This is a genomic window from Sediminibacterium ginsengisoli, from assembly GCF_900167075.1.
In the GTDB taxonomy this organism is placed as follows: Bacteria; Bacteroidota; Bacteroidia; order Chitinophagales; family Chitinophagaceae; genus Sediminibacterium; species Sediminibacterium ginsengisoli.
The window spans coordinates 196,216-212,383 of sequence record NZ_FUWH01000003.1 but is presented as its reverse complement, the minus strand read 5'-3'; the positions used below and the strand labels follow the sequence as shown (position 1 = coordinate 212,383).

At 45.7% G+C, this 16,168-nt stretch carries 17 protein-coding genes; 10 read left to right on the top strand and 7 right to left on the bottom strand.

Features of this window, described 5'->3' with window-relative positions; translation table 11 throughout:
• Positions 1-77 precede the first annotated feature (77 nt).
• A complete protein-coding gene (gene carB / locus B5D42_RS06665) occupies positions 78-1,724 on the bottom strand; it encodes a carbamoyl-phosphate synthase large subunit (protein ID WP_078830682.1) in 1,647 nt (548 codons plus the stop codon).
• 171 nt (positions 1,725-1,895) lie between these two features.
• Here carB and bcp point away from each other — a divergent pair, with 171 nt between their 5' ends.
• Positions 1,896-2,360 carry a thioredoxin-dependent thiol peroxidase gene (gene bcp, locus B5D42_RS06660; RefSeq protein WP_078830681.1) on the top strand — a complete coding sequence of 155 codons (465 nt, stop codon included), beginning with the start codon at positions 1,896-1,898 and terminating at the stop codon, positions 2,358-2,360.
• Here bcp and B5D42_RS06655 read toward each other — a convergent pair whose 3' ends face one another.
• Complete coding sequence (locus B5D42_RS06655; protein ID WP_176112927.1) at positions 2,361-3,068, bottom strand: DUF4197 domain-containing protein; 708 nt, start codon at positions 3,066-3,068, stop codon at positions 2,361-2,363.
• A 102-nt stretch (positions 3,069-3,170) separates the two neighbouring features.
• Here B5D42_RS06655 and B5D42_RS06650 point away from each other — a divergent pair, with 102 nt between their 5' ends.
• Entirely contained in the window at positions 3,171-4,034 is an 864-nt protein-coding gene (locus B5D42_RS06650) for a serine hydrolase (protein ID WP_078830679.1), read from the top strand.
• Between the two features lie 11 nt (positions 4,035-4,045).
• On the opposite strand, the gene B5D42_RS06645 is transcribed toward B5D42_RS06650, so the two are convergent.
• From B5D42_RS06645 to B5D42_RS06635, 3 genes are read right to left on the bottom strand one after another with little or no spacing between them, the layout of a single operon-like run.
• Complete coding sequence (locus tag B5D42_RS06645) at positions 4,046-4,303, bottom strand: hypothetical protein (RefSeq protein ID WP_078830678.1); 258 nt, start codon at positions 4,301-4,303, stop codon at positions 4,046-4,048.
• Positions 4,304-4,346: 43 nt separating this feature from the next.
• On the bottom strand, positions 4,347-4,646 hold the full coding sequence (locus B5D42_RS06640) for a hypothetical protein (protein ID WP_078830677.1): 300 nt from the start codon (positions 4,644-4,646) through the stop codon (positions 4,347-4,349).
• Entirely contained in the window at positions 4,646-5,959 is a 1,314-nt protein-coding gene (locus B5D42_RS06635; protein WP_078830676.1) for an AAA family ATPase, read from the bottom strand. The genes B5D42_RS06640 and B5D42_RS06635 overlap by 1 nt, the downstream gene beginning before the upstream one ends.
• A gap of 450 nt (positions 5,960-6,409) precedes the next feature.
• Here B5D42_RS06635 and B5D42_RS06630 point away from each other — a divergent pair, with 450 nt between their 5' ends.
• A complete protein-coding gene (locus B5D42_RS06630; protein WP_176112926.1) occupies positions 6,410-6,571 on the top strand; it encodes a hypothetical protein in 162 nt (53 codons plus the stop codon).
• Between the two features lie 47 nt (positions 6,572-6,618).
• On the opposite strand, the gene feoB is transcribed toward B5D42_RS06630, so the two are convergent.
• Entirely contained in the window at positions 6,619-8,826 is a 2,208-nt protein-coding gene (feoB, locus tag B5D42_RS06625) for a ferrous iron transport protein B (RefSeq protein ID WP_245825596.1), read from the bottom strand.
• A 139-nt stretch (positions 8,827-8,965) separates the two neighbouring features.
• Here feoB and B5D42_RS06620 point away from each other — a divergent pair, with 139 nt between their 5' ends.
• The 3 genes from B5D42_RS06620 to B5D42_RS06610 are packed head-to-tail and all read left to right on the top strand — an operon-like array spanning position 8,966 to position 11,333.
• Positions 8,966-10,609 carry a M28 family peptidase gene (locus B5D42_RS06620; protein ID WP_078830675.1) on the top strand — a complete coding sequence of 548 codons (1,644 nt, stop codon included), beginning with the start codon at positions 8,966-8,968 and terminating at the stop codon, positions 10,607-10,609.
• 24 nt (positions 10,610-10,633) lie between these two features.
• Positions 10,634-11,068: an IPExxxVDY family protein gene (locus tag B5D42_RS06615; RefSeq protein ID WP_078830674.1), complete on the top strand. Its 435-nt coding sequence runs from the start codon at positions 10,634-10,636 to the stop codon at positions 11,066-11,068.
• A 34-nt stretch (positions 11,069-11,102) separates the two neighbouring features.
• On the top strand, positions 11,103-11,333 hold the full coding sequence (locus B5D42_RS06610; protein ID WP_078830673.1) for a 4a-hydroxytetrahydrobiopterin dehydratase: 231 nt from the start codon (positions 11,103-11,105) through the stop codon (positions 11,331-11,333).
• Between the two features lie 17 nt (positions 11,334-11,350).
• On the opposite strand, the gene B5D42_RS06605 is transcribed toward B5D42_RS06610, so the two are convergent.
• Complete coding sequence (locus tag B5D42_RS06605) at positions 11,351-12,109, bottom strand: biotin--[acetyl-CoA-carboxylase] ligase (protein WP_245825594.1); 759 nt, start codon at positions 12,107-12,109, stop codon at positions 11,351-11,353.
• A gap of 132 nt (positions 12,110-12,241) precedes the next feature.
• Here B5D42_RS06605 and rsfS point away from each other — a divergent pair, with 132 nt between their 5' ends.
• The 4 genes from rsfS to B5D42_RS06585 all read left to right on the top strand — a co-directional run bounded on the left by rsfS (position 12,242) and on the right by B5D42_RS06585 (position 16,156).
• A complete protein-coding gene (rsfS, locus tag B5D42_RS06600) occupies positions 12,242-12,646 on the top strand; it encodes a ribosome silencing factor (RefSeq protein ID WP_078830672.1) in 405 nt (134 codons plus the stop codon).
• Between the two features lie 103 nt (positions 12,647-12,749).
• A complete protein-coding gene (gene ftsH / locus B5D42_RS06595) occupies positions 12,750-14,759 on the top strand; it encodes an ATP-dependent zinc metalloprotease FtsH (protein WP_245825593.1) in 2,010 nt (669 codons plus the stop codon).
• A 2-nt stretch (positions 14,760-14,761) separates the two neighbouring features.
• Positions 14,762-15,385 (top strand): LutC/YkgG family protein, encoded by a 624-nt coding sequence (locus B5D42_RS06590; protein WP_078830670.1) that lies wholly within the window; start codon positions 14,762-14,764, stop codon positions 15,383-15,385.
• Positions 15,386-15,403: 18 nt separating this feature from the next.
• Entirely contained in the window at positions 15,404-16,156 is a 753-nt protein-coding gene (locus tag B5D42_RS06585; protein ID WP_078830669.1) for a UDP-2,3-diacylglucosamine diphosphatase, read from the top strand.
• The last annotated feature ends 12 nt before the right edge of the window (positions 16,157-16,168 follow it).

Below are 16,168 nucleotides of genomic sequence, written 5' to 3'. Positions count from 1 at the left end.
AGGCATAAAAACCGGCATCCCCGGAAATAAATAAGCCATCCTGCGGGGATGGCTTATCGTATCAGGAACAGAACCGATTAGTTTTCGAAAGTGCTGTAGAAATAAGGCGTTTTCGCTTCGAATTCAGCACTGCAGGTATCCACCATTTTGTAAACACGGGTGATACCAAGGGCCTTCCTTTTTTCATATACCTGGTCGTCTGTACAATCGCCGTGCAGGATCTTAGCGATCTGTGCATCGGAGAAGCCGTTTTTCTTGGCGTCTTTCAGCAGATCGGCAGGAATGGTATCGATTGAATAAGTAGCCAGTTCTTTTTCCATATTGCAGATCAGCTGGATCTGGTAGATGAACCAGCGGTCGATACCGGTTGCCTGTACAATGGATTTGATGGTAGTGCCCTGCATCAGCGCGTCTTTGATGCGGAAGATACGGTCCCATTTCGGGGTCTTGATATACTCCATCAGTTCATCGCTCTTCATCAGGCTTTTGCCATAATAACCCAGGCCAACAGCATCGTTCTCCAGGCTCTGGCAGGCTTTCTGCACTGCTTCGGTGAAACTTCTGCCGATTGCCATTACCTCACCCACGCTCTTCATCTGCAGGCCGAGGGTATCGTTTGCACCTTTGAATTTGTCGAAGTTCCAGCGTGGCATTTTTACGATCACATAGTCCAGCGCCGGCTCAAAATAAGCGGAAGTGGTCATGGTGATCTGGTTCTTCAGCTCATCGAGCGAATAACCGATGGCCAGTTTGGCTGCTATTTTCGCAATCGGGTAACCGGTTGCTTTAGACGCGAGCGCCGAAGAACGGCTTACACGCGGGTTGATCTCTACAGCGATCAGCTCTTCCGTTTCAGGATTCTGCGCAAACTGTACGTTACAGCCGCCTGCAAAATTGCCGAGGGAGCGCATCATCAGGATCGCTTTGTTACGCATTTCCTGGAACGCGGTATCGCTGAGGGTCATGGCCGGTGCTACGGTGATCGAGTCGCCGGTGTGAACGCCCATCGGATCCAGGTTCTCAACGGTACAGATGATCACCACGTTATCATTTTTGTCTCTCAGCAGCTCCAGCTCATATTCCTTCCAGCCCAATACTGCTTTTTCTACCAGTACCTCATGGATAGGGGATGCTTTCAGACCTCTGTCCAGTGCTGCATCCAGATCGTCTTTAGAGTGAACAAATCCGCCGCCGGTACCTCCGAGGGTGAAAGAAGGACGGATCACCAGCGGGAAGCCGATCTCCTGTGCAAATTCCTTTCCTTCCAGGAAGCTGTTCGCAACACGGCTCGGCGCCACGGCCATTCCGATCTTCACCATCAGCTGTCTGAACTTTTCACGGTCTTCGGCAGTATCGATCGCTGCAACGTCTACACCGATCATACGTACATTGTACTTTTCCCAGATCCCGAGTTCATCGGCCTCTTTGGAGAGGTTCAGGGCTGTTTGTCCGCCCATGGTTGGCAGAACGGCATCGATCTGGTTCTCCTGGAGGATCTGTTCGATACTTTCTACCGTAAGCGGAAGCAGGTACACTTTATCGGCCATCATCGGGTCTGTCATGATGGTTGCCGGGTTGCTGTTGATCAGGATCACTTTGATGCCTTCCTCGCGGAGGCTTCTCGCTGCCTGGGAGCCGGAATAGTCGAATTCACAGGCCTGACCGATAATGATCGGTCCGGAACCGATAATAAGTACTGATTTGATGGAGTTGTCTTTGGGCATAGCTGCAAAAAAATAAATTGTGCAAATGTACGTCCGCGCAACGAAAAAACAGGAGCTTATTTAAACAAAAAGCTGTCTTTCGGGTTAATATAAAAGATCTGCTGCGCGATTCACACCTACATTTGCAGCTTTAGAAGGTATTTATAGCAAAAAAATATAATTTCTTACACGATGGCAGTAGTTAAGGAAGGCGGTAAAGCCCCGGCATTCAAAGGGGTTGATCAGAACGGAAATACGATCTCCCTGGCGGATTATAAAGGGAAAAGGGTTGTGCTTTATTTTTACCCGAAAGACGATACCCCGGGTTGTACGGCCCAGGCCTGTAACCTTCGGGATAATTATTCTGAACTGATCGGAAAGGGCTTCCAGGTGATCGGTGTGAGCACAGATACAGTAAAAAGCCATAAAAAATTCGAGCAGAAATTCACGCTCCCTTTCCCGCTGGTAGCCGATGAGGACATGAAGATCGTGAACAAATACCAGGTCTGGGGCGAGAAAAAGTTCATGGGGCGCACTTTTATGGGCACTATCCGCACTACTTTCCTGATCGATGAAAAAGGCGTGATCCGTAAGATCATCACCCGTCCTGATACGAAAAATCATACGGAAGAGATCCTCGCTGCCTGGGAAGCCTGATTATTTAGCCGCCGCCGCTGACCCGAATACACGCTGCAGCAATGGCGTGGTGCGGGCTGCCGCCTGAGTTCGGATTGCGGTTTCCTGGATCTCGATCTGCTTGAACATTTCGTTGGTGAGCATAACGGTCAGGATATTATCCAGGTCTATATTCAGCATACTGTTATTGCCGATGATCGATTTCACAGGGCTCACCAGCTTATCCCATTCATTGGCAATATTGTATTCGTTCAAAGCTGTTCTCACAACCGGCCGTACCGAACCCCGAAGCGTATCGCCAACCGTACGGCGCAGGTAATCTGTTGCCGCAGTGCCGCCATTCTTTACGATACCGATCGCATCGCGGATACTCATCTGTTTGATACCGCTGAGGAAAATAGGACCGGATCTTTTCACTGATTCCACCACCGCATTATCCAGCGTATTGGTAAAGCGGTTTACCTGTGAAGCCAGTCCCAGCTTATCCAGTGCCGTGATCACTTTATTCACTTCCTGCGGTAAGATCGCATTGAGCAGTACATCGCGGCTGAAAGATCCCTTCTGCCCAAGGCTGTTCACACCACTGTTGGTACCCAGCATCAGCGCTTCGCGGATGGCATTGGCCGCATCGTATTCGGAAAGTACGCTGCCGGCGAGGTTTTTGACAGAATCACAGCTGCTGAAAAAACAGGTGAATACGAGCAACAGGGAGTAGCAGATCTTTTTCATAACCTTTTTCATGCTTTCTGCAATCTTCATGCCTGATCGCTGGCAGGAATGATGCGGCGAATATTTTTTAAAGTTATCTTGTCTTCCCAAACACTCCATCGTATGAAAAAAATATTCCTGGCTTTTTGTATCCTGGGTACCGTTCTGACCGGCTACGCCCAGAAAACCGATAAACGCCTGCAGGCGCAGGTGACGGCTTTGCTCAATGGTTTTAACGGCGATGTAGGTGTGTATGTTCATGATCTTCAGAAGAACCGGGTGATCGCCGTCAACGCAGACTCCGTATTCCCTACAGCATCCATGGTAAAAATGCAGATCCTGACGGGTATTATGGATAAGATCAACCGCAACGAACTGGACTATCATCAGAAAATTGTCTATAAAGACTCTTTACTCTATGCGGGGGAAGATATCCTGGGTTCATTCAAAAACAATGAAAAGATAGAACTTGGTAAAGTGATCATGCTCATGCTCACCACGAGCGACAATACCGCCAGCCTCTGGCTCCAAAGCCTTGCCGGTACAGGAACACGGATCAATGAACTGATGGATAGCCTCGGACTGAAAGTAACCCGGGTGAACAGCCGCACAGCAGGCCGTGAGCCCAACCGCCTGCAATACGGCTGGGGACAAACATCGCCCCGCGAAATGGTGGCATTGATGGAAATGATCGTGAACAATAAGGTCATCAGCGACAGCGTCAGCCAGAAAATGCTCCGTTTGCTGGGACGTAATTTCTGGGACGAACATGCCATTTCCCAGATTCCTTCCGATGTATTTGTTGCAAGCAAGAACGGCGCGGTAGATGCCAGCCGCAGCGAAGTATTATTCGTGAACGGAAAGAAAACGCGTTATATATTCTGTATCTGCACCAAGAACAACAAGGACAAAAGCTGGGACCGTTCCAACGAAGCGTGGGTGCTTACTGAAAAACTGTCGAAGTTGCTTTGGGAGTATTATAATTGATGTGTTAGCGGCTATTTTATGGTGATACCCAAAGCATCCTCAACAGTCGACAATTCTATTTTGACAGAGTTTCTTATTGCCAGCAGGTTTAGACTTGGAATAAATTTATGAGAATAGGAACCTTTCTGATAGATTTTAGGTTTTTTACCTTTTTTGAATAGCGTTTTAATTTTTTCAAGTCCGTCTTTTCCTTCGACCCTTTTAGTTTCTTCTATCTTTAAATACTGACAAAGTCCTTTGAGGTCTTTTAAAAACCAGTCTTCAATCATCCTCACTGCTTTGACTTCAGAGAAACTACATATACCTAGTTCATTAACTTTTTTCTTTACAATTTGCCAATTTGTAGGGCGGCTTTTGTGCTAATTCGAAAGCATCCGAGTCATAACAACATACAACTTTGATATTTGAGACATCGTGGTTGGGCACAACATCATACTTTAGTTTGGTAGCTACTTTTGTTTCAAATCGCGATATTCCCCTGACATTAAAAACTTTATAGCCCTTAATTTTAGGACTATAGTTTTTAAAATAGAATTTCATTAAAGCATCGTAAAATTCTTTTTCGGTTTCACCTTCAACAAATAATACTATGCAGTCTTTTTTATTAGCCATTATTTACAAAGTTCATTTAGCAGATCAGATTCACCGCTTGCTGATTCAATCATTTTATCAAAGATCACATCTCCTACTGAGATTCCTTCTTCTTCAGCAATAGTGATAACCTTTGTGAACTTTGTCTTTTTGATTTCTTTGAATACCGCCAATCCCTTCGAATTCGGCAATCCAATTTTGATTTTGTTAATATCAAGGTATTGAACAAGATATGGGGAGTGACTACTCAAAAGAACTTTTGTTTTATCCGTTAGTCCATCAATAATTATCAAAAGTTTTTGTAATAGGCCAGGATGAATTGAGTTTTCTAATTCTTCGAAAGTAATAAGTGGAGTTTTATTATGTTCCGCAGCTATTGTTAATGCTAATACGTAAAAAAGCTTTTGCGACCCAGAGGATAGCCTGCCAATACTAGTTTGTTGATTAGTATTTGTTTCCTTAACTCGTATGTCATATAGCTTTTCAGGAAAGTCTAATGGAATTTTTGGTTTCTCATTTTTAAACGTAACACTACTTTTTAAATCAATCTCAATTGGTTCAAAGTCTTCAATGCTTGGTAAGAGAGTTTTTACAGAATCTTTAAATAGTTCGTAAGTTGATGGATTTCGTTTCATTAAACTATAAATAAAGAATCCAGCATTTGACGTCTCGCCTAAGGAAACAGAGTAATCATTCTTAACTATGTCATCTTCTTTTCCTTTAATAACTATGCTCCCAAAAATTCCATCTGGATTTTGTAAAGTATCAACTTGTGCAATAGATAATGTATTTATAGCTTTAATAACATCCCAGTAAAACAAGTCATCGAAATTTAAAAGCTTATTTATTGCAAGTTCATTTTTTTGAACCTTTAATATTTTATCGCATCTACCGGTTTGAGAAGATAGATAAAGAGTTTTCTCAAGATTTCTATTTAAAATTGTCTTATACTTTGAATCAACCTTATTAGATTTAACTTTTAAATATTCTTCTTTGATTTTTTGTCCTTTCCCTTTATCATTTTTAATCCATTCAAATGAAAAGCCGTAAACAATTGAATGCTCTTCATTTTGGAAATTAGAGTTTATGCCCACTTCGAAAGAAAATGGCAATTTATCAATATGGCTGTTAATTGGAATTACAGGTCGGTATGCCATCATCCGACTTTTGACTGGCAAAGGTTGAATTATAAAGTCAATACCAAATTCAATCGCATCTAATACATTTGATTTTCCGTAGTTATTTAATGCCACTAAGGCATTCAGCTTGCCGAGTTCTATATCAATGGATTCGATATTCGCAAACCCAGACAATTTAATTTTTTTAAGTTCCATACGAAAGTATTTGTTGCGTTAGGCAATAACTATAATTCCAAAATAAGGCCTTTTATTATAAATAAGCAAATAATCGTTTCGTTTTAGTAAAAAAGCTAATAATATGGTATTGTGAAAAGTGCAGGCTGGCTGAAGACTTGTTTCAACTTTTTGCTCATTATGCGTCCACCAGTCCAGAATGACCTTATCTTATTAGTGATATGCAGCCACATCGGTATAAGCGTTGCGCTAGCAATGTATCGACACAAGGAAATAGCTTTTTCTCAACATCAGTTAACCGGAGCGGAGAGAATTCTATTTCCTTCATTTCGATAATAGCTGCTCGATAGGCGAAGAATTAAGTGAATACGTTTATTTGATAAACACACACACTAACTTCGACAACAAAATGATTTAGTTCCGGTTTTAGCGGAACACATACCGCACATGATAAACGCAAATCAATTTAATATGAACATCAAGCCCATAAGGACAAAGGAAGATTATGATCAGGCGATGATACGCCTTGAGAATTTGTTTGATGCGAAAAAAGGAACGGCAAAAGGAGATGAACTGGAAAAATTAAGCTTGTTGATTGAGAAGTACGAGGATGAAAAATTCCCAATAGATTAAACCAACAGAGGGATCAGGTGCATCCTACCTTCACAAAACTTTTAATACTAGCTGAATATATGGTAAGTAATCCAGCTCATCCCATAAGCCAGTAAAGTCATGTAAACGAACTGGAATGCAGGCCATTTCCAGCTTTTGGTCTCCCGTTTTACAATGGCCAGTGTGCTCATACACTGCATGGCCAGCATATAGAATACCATGAGCGAAAGCGCAGCGGCAAGTGAATAAACTTTGGTTCCGTCTTTGTGGCGTGCGGTTTCCATTTTTTGGCGCAGGGAACTGTTGTCGTCCGATTCTTCTACGCTGTAAAGTGTTGCCATGGTGCCAACAAAAACCTCGCGTGCAGCAAATGAGGTAATCAGGGCGATGCCTATTTTCCAGTCGTAACCCAGCGGCTGGATAGCGGGTTCAATGGCCTGGCCGAGAATGCCTGCATAAGAATGCTGGAGTTTTTCAGACGATAATTGTTTCTGCAGCGAATCTTCATGCTGTGGCTCTTTCGCGATCAGCGCAGCATATTTATTTTCCACCTGCTCCATGCGGTCTTTTGGTCCGTAGGTGCTGAGGAACCAGAGCAGGAGACTGATCACGATGATCACGCGGCCGGCATCGGTTACAAAGATCTTCGCTTTCTCGATCATGGTGATGCCCGCATTTTTCCAGCGTGGTGCGCGGTAAGTGGGCAGTTCAAGAATGAAGAAACTTTTTTCTTTGATGTTGATGAACCATTTCATTACATAGCTTACAATCAGCGCCATAGCTGTGCCGAGGAAATAAAGTCCCATCATCACAAGCCCCTGCAGGCTGAGAAAACCGAAATAATATTTATCATCGATCACCAGTGAAATAAGAATGGTATAAACGGGTAGCCTTGCACTGCAGCTCATCAGCGGTGTAACAAGTATGGTGAGCAGGCGTTCTTTCTTATTCTCGATGCTCCTCGCGCTCATGATGGCGGGTACGGCGCAGGCGAAACCGCTGATCATGGGCATTACGCTTTTACCGTTGAGTCCTACTTTTCGCATCAGTTTATCGCTGAGAAAACTGATACGGGCCATATAACCGGTGTCTTCCAGCAGGGTGATGAGTCCGAAAAGGATCATGATCTGCGGAATGAAGATGACGATCCCGCCAAGGCCGGCCACAAATCCGTTCACCAGCAGATCGCTCCACCAGGCAGCGGGCAATGTATTATTGAGCCAGCCGGTCACTTGCGAGAATGTCCATTCTATACCATCCATCGGGTAAGATGCCAGCCAGAAAATACTCTGGAAAAGAAGGAACAATACCGCGAGCAGGATCACATAACCCCAGACCCTGTGCAGCAGTACGGCATCGAGTTTTTCAGTGAACAGCTTTTTCTCAAGCGGTCCGGGTTCCAGCACATTCTGCTGCATGATCTGGCGGATACGGTGGTACCGCTGCATGATCTCTTCTGCCTGCGTTTTGGTAGGGTTGAACCTGGTTTCGGTCTCTGCCTGTTCAATGGCATCCTGCACCTGCTGTTCCAGCGGGAATTGCTCGTGGTTGATGAGGTGGTGGATGGTGGCATAATCGCTGAGCTGGGGCAGTATCCGCTGTACCTGCTCAACCGATTCAGGCGCCAGTTTTCGTGTATCGATGAATTCCCGGGTATGTACGGTGCCCTGCTGCCTGGAAACCTGCAGCAACACTTTCTTAAGCTCGGCAATACCTTTGTTTTTACGGGGGTTTACGGCAACTACCGGTATGCCGAGTTCTGCTTCCAGGCCCTGGATATCGATGCGGATATCTTTCCTGGCCGCGATATCGTTCATGGTCAGTGCCATCACAACCGGGATCTTCAGATCGATGATCTGGCTGCAGAAAAGCAGGTTCCGCTTCAGGTTGCTGGCATCAGCCACCAGCAGCACCACATCGGCTTTCACATCTTCATCCGCATTCATCAGCACTTTATAAGCCACCCATTCATCTGCCCTGCGCGGGTAAAGACTATAAGTGCCCGGAAGATCGATCAGTTCTGCCTTTTGCGTATGATCGAGTGAAATGGAACCGGTTTTCTTATCAACCGTAACGCCCGGGAAATTGCCCACTTTCTGATTTAACCCTGTAAGGGTGTTGAATAATGAGGTTTTCCCGCTGTTAGGGTTGCCAACCAGTGCGATATGTAATTTTTTTCCTGCCAATGTTACCATGAAGTTGCGCAAAAGTAGCTGCAAAAGGAAGCAGGTATTTACGATATCGGGAAGAGAATCCCCGTCATCCTTACCGCCCATACAAAAGTAAACCTGTTGCTGTAATCGCGCAAATGGTTATCAACACCCGCGTTCAGTGGCCTGGAACAGGATAATATTTATCAAGGAACGGCTGATCGCCTGCCGGTCTGATGTACTTTTGCCTTGCAAAAAACCTGCAATGAAAAAAGCGCTGCTGATCATTTTACTGCTCCCCCTGTTATCTTATTCCCAGAGTAAAAGAAAAAAACGCCTGGTGGAAGAAAAAGCTGCTGCCGAACTGGTAACCGCACTCACCGGGCATGTACGCTATCTCTCAGATGATAAACTGGAAGGACGACGCAGCGGCACCAACGGGGAAAAACTGGCGATGGACTATATCACAGACCAGTACAAACAGATGGGCCTCGAACCCAAAGGAACGGATGGTTACATACAATCATTTGAGATAGATGAAGGAAAATATGTAACCCAGGGCTCATTCCTGAAGATCGGGGATCATTCACTCGCACTCACGGAAGAATATTTTCCGCTGGCCTTCAGCCGCACAGGCAGTGCCTCCGGTTCTGCAGCTCCCGCATTGAATGAATACGGGCAACCCTGGTTCAAAGACCTGAAAGACCTGCTGGAAGAAAACAAGAATAACCCGCATTTCGATATTGAAGACGCGATCCGCAAAATGGCCGATAAAGCCATTACCAAAGGCGCAACAGCATTGATCCTGTATAACAGTTCGGCACTGACAGATAATATCCGCTTCAATAAAAACGACCGGTCGGAAGCGGTAAAAATTCCTGTTCTCTACCTGACTGCGGCCGCAGCCAAAAAGTATTGTGCCGATCATGCGGCTACCGTAGCGGTTGAAATAAATACAGGGTTTGCAGAAAAGAAAAGGATTGCACACAATATCGTAGGCTATATCGATAACCATGCAGCAACAACCGTAGTACTGGGCGCGCATTATGATCACCTGGGATTCGGGGAAGACAAAAACGCGATCGATACTTTTCACCAGGTACATAACGGTGCCGACGATAATGCCAGCGGAACCGCCGCTCTGATAGAACTGACGCGGATGCTGAAGAAAAAGGCACCGGCCAGTAACAATTACCTCATCATTCATTTTTCAGGCGAAGAGCTTGGACTGCTGGGCAGCAAATACTGGGTAGAGCATCCTACACTGAAAACCAGTCTTAATTATATGATCAATATGGATATGGTTGGCCGCTACGATACTGCCCGGAAACTGACAATAGGCGGCTATGGCACTTCACCGGTATGGGGCGAAGTATTGAAAGCCGCCAACCCGCCACTGGCAATCCACTTCGACAGTACAGGCAGCGGCCCCAGCGATCATGCGAGTTTTTACAGGGCAAATGTTCCGGTGCTGTTCCTGTTCACCGGTAGTCATAAGGATTATCATAAAGTAACCGACGACTGGGATCGGATCAATTATACCGCGCAGAAAGACATCGTGCAGCTCGTTTATAATATAATCGGTATTACAGATGCAAAAGGCAAACTGCCATTTGCTAAAACCGCCGAGCCGGCTATGGGGAGGAGCACCAAACTTCAGGTAACATTAGGTGTAATGCCGGATTACGGGTTCACTGGTACTGGCATGCGTATTGATGGGGTAAGTCCGGGTAAAACAGGCGAAAAAGCAGGCTTGCAGGCGGGAGATATCCTTTTACAGCTGGGTGAGTATAAATTTGTGGATGTGATGAGTTACATGGAATCGCTCGGGAAATTCAAAAAAGGAGATAAAACAAAGCTGAAAATAAAAAGAGGAACGGAAGAGAAAATAATAGATATCGAATTCTGACCTTTATAAGCCTGATCAACCAGCATGAAACTGCGCCTGAACATAGAGGAATTGAACGACGACTTTTTTGAAGACACCCGTTTGCTCGGCATAACGGCGCCTTTGAAGAATTACCAGTTCTGCCTGCAGCTGAATAATCTGATGGGTTATAATTTCAGGCTGAACCCGGGTATAGAGATCCACCTGAGAAAAAAAGAAAGGAGTTATTATTTTACGGTATACGAATCGAAAGAACCCAACAGTTTTCTCACGCATTATCTCTATCATAACCAGTTCGACGGAGAATACCTGCTACCCGAATTCAGGCATATGGACTTTTTATGGCTGATGAAGGGCGACCTGGTAGACGACGAAAAATGTAACTGGATCAAACAGGCGGTGAAAAAAATAAGCGGCGTGCAGCTGGTAGCGGAACTCACCAATGAACAGATCAGGAACAAAGGCAATATGGTGTTTTAAGAACACTGATCAATCATAAACTCAAACCGGTCTTATGTGGGAAGAACAAAATAACGCGCTCTACCGCAAATTTGTTTTTGCAGATTTCTCTGAAGCATTTGCTTTTATGGTACGGGTTGCCTTTGAAGCGGAAAAGATGAACCATCATCCTAAATGGACCAATACCTGGAATACGGTTGAGATCTGGCTGAATACGCACGATTCCGGACACAAAGTGACCGAAAACGACCACAAGCTTGCTGCAAGGATAGATGCTGTCGCCTGATAATTGTTGGCGTTTTGTTAAAAGACCCACTCCACTTCTCCATGACGGAAGCTGCTGTGAACACTGTCCGATACCAGCAGCGCGCCGGAAGCATCAACACCTGAAACAGTACAGGTGAAAATGGTATTGTCTTTTTTCAACCTGGTCTGTTCTCCCTTCCTGAAAAGATGCGCATTATAATAAGCAAGGATTTCTTCTGCTCCGCCGTTTTCGAGTAATTGATACGTTTCCTGTAAATAAGTACACAGTTCTTTTGCAAGTTCTGCTGCAGAAAAGTTCCTGCCGGTGATCTGTTTCAGCGAAACGGCCCTTACAAGATGTGCGGGGAATACGGCCTGGTTCACATTTATGCCCATTCCGGCAATGGAATGCTGCCAATTACTGCCGCGAACCTGGTTTTCGATAAGGATGCCGCCTGCCTTTCTGTCACGCCAGTAAATATCATTAGGCCATTTGATACGGGTTTCATCGAGCGCATATTTAGCATAAAAGCGATGACAGGCAACAGCCACGGCGGCGCTGAGCAGAAACTGCTGTGTAATAAGGAGAAATGACGTGTCCAGCACCACGGTCATGGTAATATTTTCACCGGGTTCCACATGCCAGGTTTTGCCCCTTTGCCCTTTGCCTGCATACTGGTAATGAGCAAAATAGGCAGTTCCGTGAGCAGATTTACCTGCCTGCAGCTGCTCCATGGCATAAATGTTGGTACTATCCACTTCAGGCAATTCCACAAACGGTTCTCCTACGGGACTTTTGACTGCTGTTCGTGACAAAGAATTAGTATTTTTGACGAAGTTAATTCAGCAGAGAAAGTCTTTCAGCAGCGAACAATAAAAAATATATTGATACCGGGTGGCTGGGATGTGCTGTGCAGATATCATTAAATCATTAAACCTGATAGATTATTGGAACCGCTTTCTGTTTTAAAAACCCGCGAAAAAACTGCTTCGACCAAATTATCGCGTAATTCGAAGATCTTCAAAGCTATTATTAAAGCTATACAAGATAAAAAAGGAGAAAATATCCTGAGTCTCGATCTGAAAAAGATACCGGAAGCCTCTGCCGATTTTTTTATTGTATGCGATGCACCCAGCACCACACAGGTAAAAGCAATCAGTGATTATGTGGAAGATCAGGTGAAAATCACCTGCGGCGAAACGCCTTATAAACACGAAGGCAAACAGGCATTGCAATGGGTGTTGATCGATTATGTGAACATTGTAGTGCATGTGATGCACCCCGAAGCGCGTAAATTTTACCGCCTGGAGGAAATGTGGAGCGATGCATCGGCGATGATGCACGACCTGTAGTCTAAAATAAAACGGCCCGACAATCGTTTGCCATTAAGAAACATTATATTTATCAAGAGGAACCCCAGATATGTCACAGGAAAACAAGAATTTAAAGTCAAATATGGATAAGGGAGACGGCCAGCGAAAAGGCCCACGGTTCAATCTTTACTGGATCTATGCCATCATTGCAGTGATTCTGCTGGCAACTCAGTTCATGAAACTGCCGCCGGACGTTGCACGCACCAGCGAACAGGAATTCAGAACAAACATGCTGGCAAAAGGCGATGTGCAGAAGATGGTGCTCGTAAAAAACAAGGAAGTTGTACGTGTATACATCAAACCAGACAGTTTATACAAGGAGTTTTATGTAAAACAGTTTAAACAGCAGATCTCAAAAGAAAAAGCAAAGAACTCTCCTTTGTTTGAATTCCAGGTAACCGACTGGAAGAGCTTCAATGAATCGCTGAAAGATGTGTATGTAGCGAATAATATGAAGGAAGTGGATTCTTTCATAGAAAACGATCCGGACTGGATTGGTCCGATCTTCAACGGCGTACTTTCTATCCTGATCATTGTGGTAGCATGGGTACTGCTGATGCGTAAAATGGGCGGACCCGCCGGTGGTGGTGGTCCGGGCGGCATCTTCAATATCGGTAAATCAAAAGCAACCCTGTTTGAAAAGGGCACAAAAGTGAACATCACGTTTACAGATGTAGCCGGACTGGATGAAGCGAAAGTGGAAGTGATGGAAATCGTGGATTTCCTGAAAAATCCTAAAAAATATACAGCGCTCGGTGGTAAAATTCCAAAGGGAGCGTTGCTGGTAGGTCCTCCGGGAACCGGTAAGACCCTGCTGGCAAAAGCGATGGCCGGAGAAGCGCAGGTGCCTTTCTTCAGCCTGAGCGGAAGTGATTTCGTGGAAATGTTCGTGGGTGTGGGTGCAAGCCGTGTGCGTGACCTGTTCAAGCAGGCCCGTGAAAAAGCGCCTTGTATCATTTTCATCGACGAGATCGACGCGATCGGCCGTGCCCGCGGCAGAAATGCGATCATGAGCAACGATGAAAGGGAAAATACCCTGAACCAGCTCCTCGTGGAAATGGACGGTTTCGGCGGCGATACAGGAATCATCATCCTCGCTGCAACGAACAGGCCGGATGTACTCGACAGCGCCCTGCTCAGACCCGGACGTTTCGACCGCCAGATCTCGATAGACAGGCCGGATGTAAAAGGTCGCCAGGCGATCTTCAAGGTACACCTTGCCCCGATCAAAATATCAGAATCGCTGGATCTCTTCAAACTGGCCGAACAAACACCGGGTTTTGCGGGTGCGGATATCGCCAATGTATGTAATGAGGCAGCGCTGATCGCAGCACGTAAAGGAAAAGACGCAGTAGATATGAGCGATTTCCAGGATGCGATAGACCGTGTGATCGGAGGACTGGAGAAGAAGAACAAGATCATCGCACCGCATGAAAAAGCAGTGATCGCGTATCACGAAGCAGGTCACGCAATCTGTGGCTGGTTCCTGGAACACGCATACCCGCTGCTGAAAGTGACCATCGTACCACGCGGAACCGCGGCATTGGGTTATGCACAATACACGCCAACAGAACAATACCTGTACAATACAGACCAGCTGATGGACCAGATCTGTATGACACTGGGTGGCCGTGCGGCAGAAGAGATCTTCTTCGGTAAAATATCTACCGGAGCCTCCAATGACCTGCAGCAGATCACCAAGATCGCTTACAGCATGGTTACGGCTTATGGTATGAACAATAAAATCGGTAATGTGAGTTTCTACGATCCGTCGCAGGAAAACACATTCACCAAACCGTTCAGCGAAGAGACCGGCAAGATCATAGACGAAGAAGTACGCGGCATTATCGACAATGCTTACCAGCGTACATTGCAGCTCCTGACGGAGAAGCGCAATGAAGTGGAAATACTGGCGAAAGAGCTGCTGGATAAGGAAGTATTGCATAAGAGCGATGTGGAACAACTGATCGGCAAAAGACCTTTCGAGGAGAAAAAGATCCTGGAAGTAGATCCGAATGCTGCACCGGAAAATGAAGAGCATGGACTGGGCGGAGGCACTATTGCTCCACCTGAAACAACTGTTGTGGATTAATTATGGCAAATTCAGCAAGAGAGAACATCTTGAAGAAAATAAAACAGGCATTGGGTAAACCAGTGCCTGTTCCCTTTCCCGGTAATACGGATAAAACCAGCGTATACCAGCCCGGCCGCCAGGAACTTGAACTGGAGTTCGCTGAAAACTTTGTAAAGCTGCAGGGCCGCTTTTCCTTCTGTGCTAATGAAGCGGAACTTGCTGCACAATTGCAGGAGCTGACCCGAACCAGAAACTGGCAATCCCTCTACTGCCGTGAAACAGGGTTAAAAGAACAACTAGCAACAGCAGGTTATGCTACCGGCGCTACCGACCTGAGTACCTGTGATGCAGCCATTACCGGCTGCGAATACCTGGTTGCCAGAACAGGCAGTATTATGATGAGCAGCCGCCAGCCCAGCGGCCGCACGGTAAGCGTGTACGCACCCGTACATATCTGTATCGCATATACAGACCAGCTGGTATACGATATAGCGGATGGTTTTGCGGGATTCGGTGATGGAACAAAACTTCCATCCATGATCACGCTGGCAAGCGGACCGAGCCGTACGGCGGATATAGAAAAAACACTGGTTGTAGGCGTTCACGGACCTAAAGAAGTATTCTGCTTCCTGGTTGAACGATAATCATTAAAGTAATAAGAGGTGACCGCAGGTAAAAAAATATATTTTCTTTCAGACTTCCATCTCGGCGCGCCGGACGCAGCCAGCAGCCTGGTTCGGGAGAAAAAAGTAGTGGCTTTCCTGGAGAGCATCCGTCACGATGCAGAAGAGATCTTCATCGTGGGTGATATTTTCGATTTCTGGTATGAATACCGCAAAGTAGTGCCTAAAGGCTATGTGCGTTTACTGGGCAAACTGGCCGATCTTTCAGACAGCGGTATCCGTATACATGTATTCATCGGCAACCACGATATGTGGATGCGTGGTTATTTCGAAGAAGAAATGAATATTCCAGTCTATTACGAACCCAAAGAGTTTCAGTGGAACGGGAAACAGTTCCTTATCGGCCATGGCGACGGCCTGGGTCCCGGCGATCATGGTTATAAATTCCTGAAAAAGATTTTCCGTAATCCGCTTTGTCAATGGTTGTTCGGTCAGCTGCATCCAACCTGGGGCATCGGTCTGGCCAATTATTTCAGCAGGAAGAGCAGGGAAAAAACAGGTAACGCGGATGCTCATTTCCTGGGTGCGGAAAATGAATGGCTGATCGTTTATTCCAGAGAAGTGCTTGAAACAAAGCATTATGATTATTTTGTTTTCGGTCACCGGCACTACCCGATTGATTACAGGCTAAGCGATACCAGCAGGTATATCAACCTGGGCGACTGGATCCGCAACTTCACTTATGCCACATTCGATGGCAGTGATATGCAGCTGCATAAATGGGAGAAATAAGGGTTATTCGTA

Bases quoted from the DNA above. Each gene is read 5' to 3' on its own strand.
- carB (WP_078830682.1), bottom strand. From the start codon at position 1,724: ATGCCCAAAGACAACTCCATCAAATCAGTACTTATTATCGGTTCCGGA.
- bcp (WP_078830681.1), top strand. From the start codon at position 1,896: ATGGCAGTAGTTAAGGAAGGCGGTAAAGCCCCGGCATTCAAAGGGGTT.
- B5D42_RS06655 (WP_176112927.1), bottom strand. From the start codon at position 3,068: ATGAAAAAGATCTGCTACTCCCTGTTGCTCGTATTCACCTGTTTTTTC.
- B5D42_RS06650 (WP_078830679.1), top strand. From the start codon at position 3,171: ATGAAAAAAATATTCCTGGCTTTTTGTATCCTGGGTACCGTTCTGACC.
- B5D42_RS06645 (WP_078830678.1), bottom strand. From the start codon at position 4,303: ATGATTGAAGACTGGTTTTTAAAAGACCTCAAAGGACTTTGTCAGTAT.
- B5D42_RS06640 (WP_078830677.1), bottom strand. From the start codon at position 4,646: ATGGCTAATAAAAAAGACTGCATAGTATTATTTGTTGAAGGTGAAACC.
- B5D42_RS06635 (WP_078830676.1), bottom strand. From the start codon at position 5,959: ATGGAACTTAAAAAAATTAAATTGTCTGGGTTTGCGAATATCGAATCC.
- B5D42_RS06630 (WP_176112926.1), top strand. From the start codon at position 6,410: ATGAACATCAAGCCCATAAGGACAAAGGAAGATTATGATCAGGCGATG.
- feoB (WP_245825596.1), bottom strand. From the start codon at position 8,826: ATGGGCGGTAAGGATGACGGGGATTCTCTTCCCGATATCGTAAATACC.
- B5D42_RS06620 (WP_078830675.1), top strand. From the start codon at position 8,966: ATGAAAAAAGCGCTGCTGATCATTTTACTGCTCCCCCTGTTATCTTAT.
- B5D42_RS06615 (WP_078830674.1), top strand. From the start codon at position 10,634: ATGAAACTGCGCCTGAACATAGAGGAATTGAACGACGACTTTTTTGAA.
- B5D42_RS06610 (WP_078830673.1), top strand. From the start codon at position 11,103: ATGTGGGAAGAACAAAATAACGCGCTCTACCGCAAATTTGTTTTTGCA.
- ftsH (WP_245825593.1), top strand. From the start codon at position 12,750: ATGGATAAGGGAGACGGCCAGCGAAAAGGCCCACGGTTCAATCTTTAC.
- B5D42_RS06590 (WP_078830670.1), top strand. From the start codon at position 14,762: ATGGCAAATTCAGCAAGAGAGAACATCTTGAAGAAAATAAAACAGGCA.